The organism is Syntrophales bacterium, assembly GCA_030655775.1.
Taxonomy (GTDB): domain Bacteria; phylum Desulfobacterota; class Syntrophia; order Syntrophales; family JADFWA01; genus JAUSPI01.
In genome coordinates this window covers 1-8,885 of sequence record JAUSPI010000205.1, presented here as the reverse complement: position 1 = coordinate 8,885, position 8,885 = coordinate 1, and the positions used below count along the sequence as shown (strand labels likewise).

Genomic DNA, 8,885 nt, shown 5'->3' with positions numbered 1-8,885 from the left:
CTCGGCGTTGTCGGCTTGCGAGAGGACCGCGTAATTCGCCATGCAGTTGATGCGGTCGGGCTCTATCCCGTGGCCGCGAAGCAGTTCCCTCGGGAAGATGTGGTGAACGGCGAGCGGATCATTGATGTCGCGTTTGGCGACTTCCAAGAGCGGCGCTTCCTCGTACCACGTCCGCACGCCCTTGTAGACGAGATAGGCCAAGTACACCTGCATGAGCGGCGAGTACATGCCCCGCTCTTTCAAGATGTCTTCGGGTTTGATCGGGCGAAGGTCGTTCTTGGGGATGGTCTTGAAGATCAGCGATGCCTTCCGCTGAGCTTTTGACGGGGCCTTACGAACCGGACTGACATACTTATTGATCGTGGACTCCACGGAACCCCGGAAGAGGCCGCGGATTCCCGTGATGCACAGGTACCGGCGGATGTCCTCGTGCTCATTCGCCCTGAACCCACCATCGCGATCCCGCAGCATGTACTCAAGCGGAATAAGCGCGTTGGCCGACGGGAGCCAACGGCGGGTGTTCCAGCCAAGTTCATCGCGCACAAAGGCGACGGCCTTCGATAGTCCATGCTCGGCTGCCTTCCAGCTCTCGTTGATGTCCTTATTACCGGTGGCCCAGTTCTTGGGCAGGTCAGAAAAGCTAGAGTTGTCGCGGTGCGCCGTGATAAGCGCTCGGGTGGAGAAGACGAAGTTGAGGCCGAGCTTGCGTTGATTGTCGCTTTGCACGAACTGCCGCATCTTGGGCACGATGTTGGCGGTGGCACGGTGCGTCAGGCTCGCGGCTTCAGCGTCGCCCCGGCTCAACGGCTTGCCGCCCTTGTTCAATCGCTTGAACAGCTCGATGGCGTTGTCCAAACCTTCCTCGTTGTCGTCGGTTTGAAAGTCCTCGCACGGCGAGGTCGCGTCCAGCATGTCCGCAGCCTGCGTCAGACGCTGCCTGTAGTCTGCAACATCTTGGGATTTCCCCTTGATGACGCCCTTGTCGATCAATTTGTCGAGGATGCCCTGAAAGGTCTTTTCGCGCTCCAACGCGGTTGTTGGTGCCTTTGGGATCAACCGTGATAACTCAACCAGCGTGGGATCGTCCTTCCCTATCCGCTTCTCAATCGTCCGGGTCCGCTGGCCCATCACAAACTCGCGTTTGCGCACGTCGAAGAACGCGCGGTTGGCGAGGTTGTCTCCGAACTTGTCGTCCAAGGCCCGAGATAGGCTCGTGAGTCGCTGTTGCCCGTCGAGCAAGTAGCCCCAGAAGGGCTCCGTGATCTTTGCGCCCACCTGACGGCTGATCGCCGGCTCACGCTTTATTTGGCGATTTGGCGTTTTCCAAATGTAGAACACGCCGATCGGCCACCCCTTGTAAAGAGAGTCGAGCAGGTCGACGACCTTGGCCGCCGGCCACACATAATCGCGCTGCATCAAGGGCAGCTCGATCACGCCCGAGTCAAACTTGCGTACCAACTCGATCAATTTAACGTATGCCATCATGTCCTCCGTGTTTTGGCCAACGAAAAAATCAGCCGGAGCGTAGCGATCGGCTGTATTGATTTTGTTATGCCTTTTTATCTATACGATGCTCCTGAACAACTCACTTTGACATATTTAAAACCACTTTGCTTTAAAAACGATTCTACAACATATGTAGGAGTATTGTTTTTAGGTCCCATAACAATTTCATTTATTGGATTTATTCCAAGCTCTGCTAACTTAAATGATCTATATGGTTTAATTTTGTCAGAACTGGCATAAAAGGAACAAGTGTCATTAGCAACCTTAACAAATACTGAAATAAGACGCCATTCGAATTCCTCTTCAAAAGCTTTTGATTTTAATAAAAAAAGCTTATTAATAAAAAAAAGCATAGTCGTGTATAAAGAATGATGCTGTTTTTTTATTTCATCATTTTCCTTTTCAATTTGCTCATCTGCTTTTGGTGATAGTAATCCACTATGACTATAAGGCTTGAAAGCACCCTTATTAATAAATTCTTTAATTTTTTCATATGTTGGTTGTATTACCTGTTCTTGATCGGTTGGCTCGTAGATAACTTTATCTAGAGCAAAGCCAGAGACTTTACCGCCCCTATAAGAAGCAGCAAGCAGATCGAGGTATTCTTTTGAAAAACCGATAGAGAAGCCGTAAGCATCATTTGCATACCCGCGCCATTGGCTTAATATGTCTTTTTTCTCTGAAAGACAGAAGCCAAGTCCATCAATAAGTATGTTGATATTAGCAGCGGCTTCTTGAAGCTTTTTTATATGTTCTTCATCTAACCCATCTTTTTTGGCCATTTCACCTAAAAGCTTTTTAACTAATTGCCCTTCCATTGAATCATTAGATAAAGAAAGAGACGTGAGCCAAATTTCTTTGTTTGAAATAATTTTATGAAAAGATTCAGTTGAACAATAATGATATAAATTCATGGTTTATTATCCTATGCATAACGAAAAAATCACCCGGAGCGTAGCGATCGGGTGGATTGATTTGGTTATGCGTTCATATAAAAATATTGCCCCTGCCTGAAACAATCCGCCCCCGCACAGATGAGACACATGCAATTATAAACCTTGAAACTTAAATGGACTTGTTTTTTTAAATGAACCCACGGCGTCACCCGCATAGGTTTCATGCTTTTCTAAAGTGAGTTTTTTAACAGAAGCATTTTCGCTGAAATCGACTTTTTTAAGATCCACCCAGAAGACATTCGGTGTTAATACGTTTTCGAAAAAATAAATGAGGTTCTTCTGGTCGGATACAGTTCGCCAGCGGGTTGATGAAATATTGGGTTCATCCTTTGAGGATATTCCAAAAGGTACAGAGCAATTCCTGATAACACTGAAAACACTGGCAACGGCAATTCTGGTATCGCTGGTCTGGGGTATTGCCTTTATATAATAGGACGCCCTGACAAAGCGGTCTGCCGCGCGATTGGTTCCCGGGAGCATAATTGTTCCGGGTATCCCGCGCCAATACTCATTTAAGGCAAGCTGCTTTGAAAATATCGGAGAATTCGTCATGACATTATAAGACCGATCGTGCTGGATAACTAATTTCCCCCCGATATATTCAAAGATCGCATTATCGCCTGTTGCATCAGAAATCGACAAGTGCAGTGTAGTGAACTTATCGGTACCCGGGATAAAATCAGAAACGATCACAAATTTTTCTTTTTTCAGTTCACCAACGGCCTCTCTTACTGAAGCGAAATTATCCAATACATACTGCACCCAAGCGGCAATAGTTAATCCTTTTCGTTTGCCGTCATACTTAGGATAATTGGATTCCGCCAGCCATAAAATATTCGCCACCAATCCCTTCTCATTCATGCCGTCGGCAGTGGCGCAATCAAATGAGCTTACAATAACGCTGCCATACCGGGATTTCCAGGTGATGGAATTGGGGCCTACTGCGCCATTTCTTTGCATTCCCCGGGGGAATATCCACATGTTAGCTGGTATTTCATCCTTCCAGTCCATAGACCTGGCAGTGATTACAGTGTTTTCAAGGCCCTGATAAACAACACGTGTACATGCCGTTGCTTCTAGGGTGAAAAAGATGTTCATGACAGCACATAGTAACAATACAAACAGTTTTTTCATGGCGTTTCCCTCTCATTAATTGTTGCATTCATTGGGTTGTCGGTTTGGCGTCCTTTTAAAGTAGTATCCATTTTCATACTTCTTTTTCCCCTGTCATCTTCACTGCGAGTGGTCAAGTTTTTTAACGGTGTCATATTGTTGACCTGCATAACGCGAGTTTCACCGGTTGCCGGAAGCGCGCCAGCGCTGTAGGCAATCCGTGTGCAAACTATTGTTGGCTGTTCCTAGTTCCACGAGGATATTTGCTCTATCTTTGAGTAAATCTGCTCAAACCTTCCTACAGAGGAATGTCCCCACCCACTATGCCATTGACCAAGATTGGCCACCCTCTGCGACACTTCGCCATCTGAGATGAACCCTGCATCGCGATAGATCTCTGCTACTTCCTTTTTGTCTACGTCCTCAGGATTTAGGCCACCTCCAGTAAAGCAAAGCGTGAACCACCATTCGGCGTGTGTTGAGTCAAGTCTTCTGAAGAAATCAGAGGCCTCTTTAACTCTTAGCTCGCGCCTTCCCAGTTCCCCATAAACTTTTGGATTACCAATTCTCAAAGCAGACATAAGAATTGTTCCAACCCCCAAGCACCAAAGTAGCTTCCCTTTTTTTGATTCATCTGTCGCAAGAACATGGCCCATAATCCTGAATACCTCTTGGACCTGCCTGGGCGTCATTCGCATAAAACTTATCAGGTGAACAATATTGTCGACCTGATCTCTACCTATAGGCATAAAGCAATATCGCTCATTCTCTCTTTGCAAATAATACTCAACGTACCTCGACGCAAGAGTTCCATAGGAATTCTCATTTGGCATTGGTAATGCTACTTCTCTTTGCACAAATTTTCTATAATACTCTGGGAAATCCAGATCGGCGCCAAAAGAAGCTTTTGCTGAACACTCCAGTTGTTTGCGATCGACAGCCAGAACAAAGACAATGCCGTGAATATCGAAAACATGTTTTATTGTCTCTAAATACGAAATCGCATAATCTGGGCGACATCGGTCTATCTCATCAACCAATATAAGAATATTTGGTTTTTCTCCTTTGATAAGCGCTCTGATTGAGGACTTCAATGACTGCAAAGCTTTCTTCTTGTTCCCAAAAGCATCAAAAAGGCCTTTCGGAACTTCCTGATTCTCTCCTCGCGCTGCCCTCTTCTTTTCTGTCAATTCGCCAGCCGCGACTACATTTATCCCTGTGAGCTTGTTGACGACTTGGCCCCCTAATCCTGTCAAGAACCAGCCTACATCTTTGGCTGCATCGCGAAGACTTTGAACATCTTCGCTTTCGTCTCTTAGGGACTCAATGAGAGCCGATACAAGTGATACAAACGGATCACCGCAGTAGTCATCGTTCCAAGCGTTTACTTTGACTACCAATGGCGATTCGTCTGGGCCATTGTTCTTTGTGATGCTATCTGCCCACATTTTGAAGAAAGTGCTCTTCCCAGCCCCAAACCCTGCATTTAAACTGATTACTAGGCTTTCGCTAACAAAGCAATGCTCAACGTTGATAAAGCGCTCTAGCCTTTCAGCAAAATCCTTGAGTCCAAGAAGATCTTCGTCGAACGTAGATATTTGCATCTTTTCTCCTGCCAACGATAGAGGTCACCTGCCGCCCGCTTTTGGGCGGTCAGGTGAAGCACTTGGTTGTGCAATGATTTTATCTGTTTGCTGTTGCTGTTCAAGTTCCAGTTTCTTCTTGTCGGCATCATCAAGGGAACGTACTTGAGCAATAACACCATGAAAATGAGAAACATCTTGAGCATAGAGCAGGCCGGGGAGCGCATCACCAGTTGTACGACTGGCTTTATAGAAGGAAATGATACCAACAATTTGGATGCCTTTGGTTTGGCTGACATACAGAACGGGGCCTCCACTGACTCCGTTAATAGCGACACCGTCAATGAGGTAGGCTTTTCTAAAGGCTTGCCATGCGCTGATGTTACCAGAAAAAAAACAGAGAGTATCGGGTTCGATAGCGGGGAATCCGAGCCAACTGACCTCGTTGCCAATGCTGAGGGGAGTACCGAGTGGGAGAAGTTCTATAAGCTCGCTTGGGAGTTCAAAAGCAGGCTTTTGAAAGAGTATAACGGCAGAATCAGTTTTCCCATTAGTGATAATGATATGATCAGGCTCTTTCAAAAATAGTTGTTTTGAGGAATTGTGATGAGTCAACCGAATTGGCTGTTTCCATGTATCAGCATACTCAACAACATGAAGTGCGGTGGCAACACCATAAATTGTTTTTGTATCGTTATGGAGGCACAGAAAGCCGGTTCCGTGGCCAGTGGGAGTTTCAATTTTGAAAATATAGGGAGTAACTTTTTGGACAACCTGTTCCCAGTTCATTTATTATCTCCTTATCTTATGCACAACGAAAAAATCAGCCGGAGCGTAGCGATCGGCTGTATTGATCTTGTTAGATTGGTGTTCCTGCAGCCCAAATAGCCTCATAATGCTTTCGCTTCTCGACTACTACGTCCGCTGAGACCGGCGCCAAATATGTCGGTTTCTTCAAAGCGGCATGCTTGATGGAAGCGCCAAGAACCCAGCATTGATCATTATCAACGAAAATCACGCGATCATGAATGTCGGTGCTCCTGCGCAACTCTACGGCGTGGCCAAATTGAGACCTATATTTCTCTGCGGCGATACGAACATTGTCGACATACTTAGTGGTGAGCAGGCGTACTGACACGCGGGGTTTTAACGCTTGCAAGTAACCGTCAAATATTTCTGCATCTAAATATGGATCCACGATCAAAACTTGTCCGTTGGCAGACGCCACTAAATCGTTAAGCGCTTTGAAAAAGTCGTATGCAGCGCCCGGTCCAAATGCTTGTCCGCCATTTTGAGGCAATGAGTTCTCCAAGCGGGCGATTACATCGTGAATAGAAGCAACAACAGTTCCATAGTTGCCTCGACGATCAACATTGCGAATGAGGCAGTCCACTGCTACCTTGAATGGAATGCTCTGTATTTCGCTCCATTCGTGCATGACTGCGTTGGCTTTGCCAAGCCAGGTGTATTGCTCTTGTGTATAGTCCCCGCGCCCTTCAAGAGGCGGTATGGACTGCAAGAGGTTGCGGAGCTTTTCTATCAGGATATGTGGTGTCATTTCCTATCCAATCTAACGAAAAGCTCAGCCGGAGCGGCCCAGCGGGCCGCGATCGGCTGTAGCGCCTTGTTGGAGATTTTTTATTTTTTGAGGTTCGATTAATCTGTATCACTTTGGACAATTATAAATTTCAATATTTACCATCTGAATGTTAACACCCATTGCCATTTCACTGGCGACATTAAGTATTTTGTAAGCATTTCCACCGGCTTGTTCTGTGTTTAACTGTGCGTAATAAGCAATTGTCGATGCCCGCGCTTCAAAGTAAGTATTTTTTACAAACTCACATTTCGAGGTGTCGGACACAGATGATATTTTGTAACCAGAAGATGATAGTTGTCGGTTTGCGCACCCTGACAATACAAATAGCAATAATACTATCAAGACAAAATAATTTCTCATACAATCCTCCATTCTTTTATTAGCAGCCATTGCCGCTTCGTATTATTACATTACTCCAACGCCGCAAACAACCGGCTCGTTTTTGCGTCCGAGTTAATTGGCATTCTTGGACGACTGTTAGCCTCTACTAAGCGGCAAGCTATCGTTGAGATATCTATCGAGGTACTCGGTACTCGCGTTGTCGCACATGCGAATTAACTTATTTGCCATAAATTCAGCAGATCCGCTGTCCCTTGTTGCATAGAACAGAGTGATATTCACGGGAAGTAGCATCGTTTCGAAAAACGGAATCGTTCGCTGGTTCATGCCCTTTATCAGGTCAAGTTCGGTATCAGTAATGACGCCAACCGGTTTGTCTCTAAGCTTGGGGTTTGTGTCAAAGAAGTGTCGCAACATGGTGCCAATTCCGAAAATCTCGGGGTTGCCTGGTGGGTCTATCGTGATTTTTTGCCGCATTGGGCCTGGCTGAAAGTGACAAGCATCTTCGGTGACGATATTGATGTTGGCCTCTATGGCTGTTGTTGCAGCAACTATCCCGGTACCGGGAACATCTCGGGAGTTGGTGTCTACGGCAATCACGACCTCACAATTTGCCATGGCGCGGTGCATGTCGGCCACCGGATGCCCAGAGCCAAAGAAGCATGCATTTAAAACTTTCTTCTTATTCTGCTTCTTGTAGTACGTAATGATATGGGCTTCGGCCGGTTTTAAGATTTCTGGCCTTATCACGATTGGAGAGTCTCTTCTTCCAAACACGAAAACTATCCGTGATTTCATGTCCAAGAAGAGCTTTATGGCCCTGATTTTTTGGGGGAATCGAAGGGCGATCTCTGTATGTCTCACCATCTTGTCAGGCTGCTTAGGGTGCCTGTCTGGTTGTAGTTTGTCGTCCGAGAAGTTTATGAGCTTCTTGTTTACATCATTAAGCACTATCTGCACGGTCTCTGCGGCGGCCATGTCCGCAGGGAATTCATGAATCCAGAAATTACCCGTTGGAAGTCCGATAAGTTCAACAGGCGGAGGGATGTTGAACAATGATGTCGGCATCGTTGTACTGTACTCTGCTATTACGGGAATCGTCGTTTTGGTGCTTTTATGCATCTTTGTTTTCCTGGCTTGGGGAGGCAGTCGCCCAACGCAAAGGTCAGCGGCGGGGGCTGTATCCCGTCCGCTGGAGTGAATTGTTACACATTTTTTATCTTCATAGAAAGGAGAACCTATGCGGGAAAATGAAGGGAAAGTCCCCGAAAGCATTGTTTTAAACCATGTTTTGATAATGGCACAACAAAGTTTATGCCCGGATACATACGAGAAGTTTGTTTACGCATATAATGAGCTTATTGACATAAGGCAATTGCCAAACAATAAGATAGATTACGATTCAATTGAATGATAATTTTTCTTTATGATTTGGCTTATGTAGGTGGCTAACCCCCGTCCTGCTTCAGCAAGTTCTTTCATTTTTATGACGTGGGATGATCCGGGTTTTATATGATTGTAAACATAAACCTTGTTGCTTTTAACGAATTGGATTTTTATGGATGTATCTGTGATTAAATATTTATCCACTCCTGAACCGCCTGATAGATTTTTATATTTGGTCATAATGCCTCCATTTCTTTTGTATAACGGCGGAGCTAAGCGGTGGCGCGGGGTTGCGGGGGACGCGAAGCGTCACATGCAACCCCGTGACAACCGCTTGAGCGATTTGTTGGCGCCGCGCGAATCAGCAAGCAGGCAACTATCAGGCAGGAGCCTCAGGCCTTC

10 protein-coding genes are annotated in these 8,885 nt (G+C 46.1%); 1 reads left to right on the top strand and 9 read right to left on the bottom strand.

Annotated features, from left to right (window positions below; all coding sequences use genetic code 11):
* The 8 genes from Q7J27_10945 to Q7J27_10910 all read right to left on the bottom strand — a co-directional run.
* The coding region (locus tag Q7J27_10945) for a DUF262 domain-containing protein (GenBank protein MDO9529660.1) at window positions 1–1,485 on the bottom strand (1,485 nt) is incomplete at its 3' end.
* 74 nt (window positions 1,486–1,559) lie between these two features.
* Window positions 1,560–2,420, bottom strand: coding sequence for a DUF2971 domain-containing protein (locus tag Q7J27_10940; protein MDO9529659.1), 861 nt, complete (start codon window positions 2,418–2,420; stop codon window positions 1,560–1,562).
* 135 nt (window positions 2,421–2,555) lie between these two features.
* Window positions 2,556–3,596, bottom strand: a complete 1,041-nt coding sequence (locus Q7J27_10935) for a linear amide C-N hydrolase (protein ID MDO9529658.1) — start codon at window positions 3,594–3,596, stop codon at window positions 2,556–2,558.
* Window positions 3,597–3,820: 224 nt separating this feature from the next.
* The gene (locus Q7J27_10930) at window positions 3,821–5,194 is read right to left on the bottom strand and encodes a P-loop NTPase fold protein (GenBank protein ID MDO9529657.1); all 1,374 of its coding nucleotides are present in this window, start codon (window positions 5,192–5,194) and stop codon (window positions 3,821–3,823) included.
* A 9-nt stretch (window positions 5,195–5,203) separates the two neighbouring features.
* Window positions 5,204–5,947 carry a hypothetical protein gene (locus Q7J27_10925; protein ID MDO9529656.1) on the bottom strand — a complete coding sequence of 248 codons (744 nt, stop codon included), beginning with the start codon at window positions 5,945–5,947 and terminating at the stop codon, window positions 5,204–5,206.
* Window positions 5,948–6,017: 70 nt separating this feature from the next.
* A complete protein-coding gene (locus tag Q7J27_10920) occupies window positions 6,018–6,716 on the bottom strand; it encodes a hypothetical protein (GenBank protein MDO9529655.1) in 699 nt (232 codons plus the stop codon).
* Between the two features lie 108 nt (window positions 6,717–6,824).
* Window positions 6,825–7,118, bottom strand: coding sequence for a hypothetical protein (locus Q7J27_10915; protein MDO9529654.1), 294 nt, complete (start codon window positions 7,116–7,118; stop codon window positions 6,825–6,827).
* Between the two features lie 117 nt (window positions 7,119–7,235).
* Entirely contained in the window at window positions 7,236–8,219 is a 984-nt protein-coding gene (locus tag Q7J27_10910; protein MDO9529653.1) for a hypothetical protein, read from the bottom strand.
* A gap of 118 nt (window positions 8,220–8,337) precedes the next feature.
* Between Q7J27_10910 and Q7J27_10905 the strand changes: the two genes are divergently transcribed.
* A complete protein-coding gene (locus Q7J27_10905; protein MDO9529652.1) occupies window positions 8,338–8,511 on the top strand; it encodes a hypothetical protein in 174 nt (57 codons plus the stop codon).
* Here the strand turns inward: Q7J27_10905 and Q7J27_10900 are convergent.
* A complete protein-coding gene (locus tag Q7J27_10900) occupies window positions 8,493–8,723 on the bottom strand; it encodes a hypothetical protein (protein MDO9529651.1) in 231 nt (76 codons plus the stop codon). The two genes, Q7J27_10905 and Q7J27_10900, sit on opposite strands and share 19 nt — an antisense overlap.
* Window positions 8,724–8,885 lie beyond the last annotated feature (162 nt).

Coding starts and splice junctions, on each gene's coding strand:
- Q7J27_10940 (MDO9529659.1), bottom strand. CDS start 2,420: ATGAATTTATATCATTATTGTTCAACTGAATCTTTTCATAAAATTATT.
- Q7J27_10935 (MDO9529658.1), bottom strand. CDS start 3,596: ATGAAAAAACTGTTTGTATTGTTACTATGTGCTGTCATGAACATCTTT.
- Q7J27_10925 (MDO9529656.1), bottom strand. CDS start 5,947: ATGAACTGGGAACAGGTTGTCCAAAAAGTTACTCCCTATATTTTCAAA.
- Q7J27_10920 (MDO9529655.1), bottom strand. CDS start 6,716: ATGACACCACATATCCTGATAGAAAAGCTCCGCAACCTCTTGCAGTCC.
- Q7J27_10915 (MDO9529654.1), bottom strand. CDS start 7,118: ATGAGAAATTATTTTGTCTTGATAGTATTATTGCTATTTGTATTGTCA.
- Q7J27_10910 (MDO9529653.1), bottom strand. CDS start 8,219: ATGCATAAAAGCACCAAAACGACGATTCCCGTAATAGCAGAGTACAGT.
- Q7J27_10905 (MDO9529652.1), top strand. CDS start 8,338: ATGCGGGAAAATGAAGGGAAAGTCCCCGAAAGCATTGTTTTAAACCAT.
- Q7J27_10900 (MDO9529651.1), bottom strand. CDS start 8,723: ATGACCAAATATAAAAATCTATCAGGCGGTTCAGGAGTGGATAAATAT.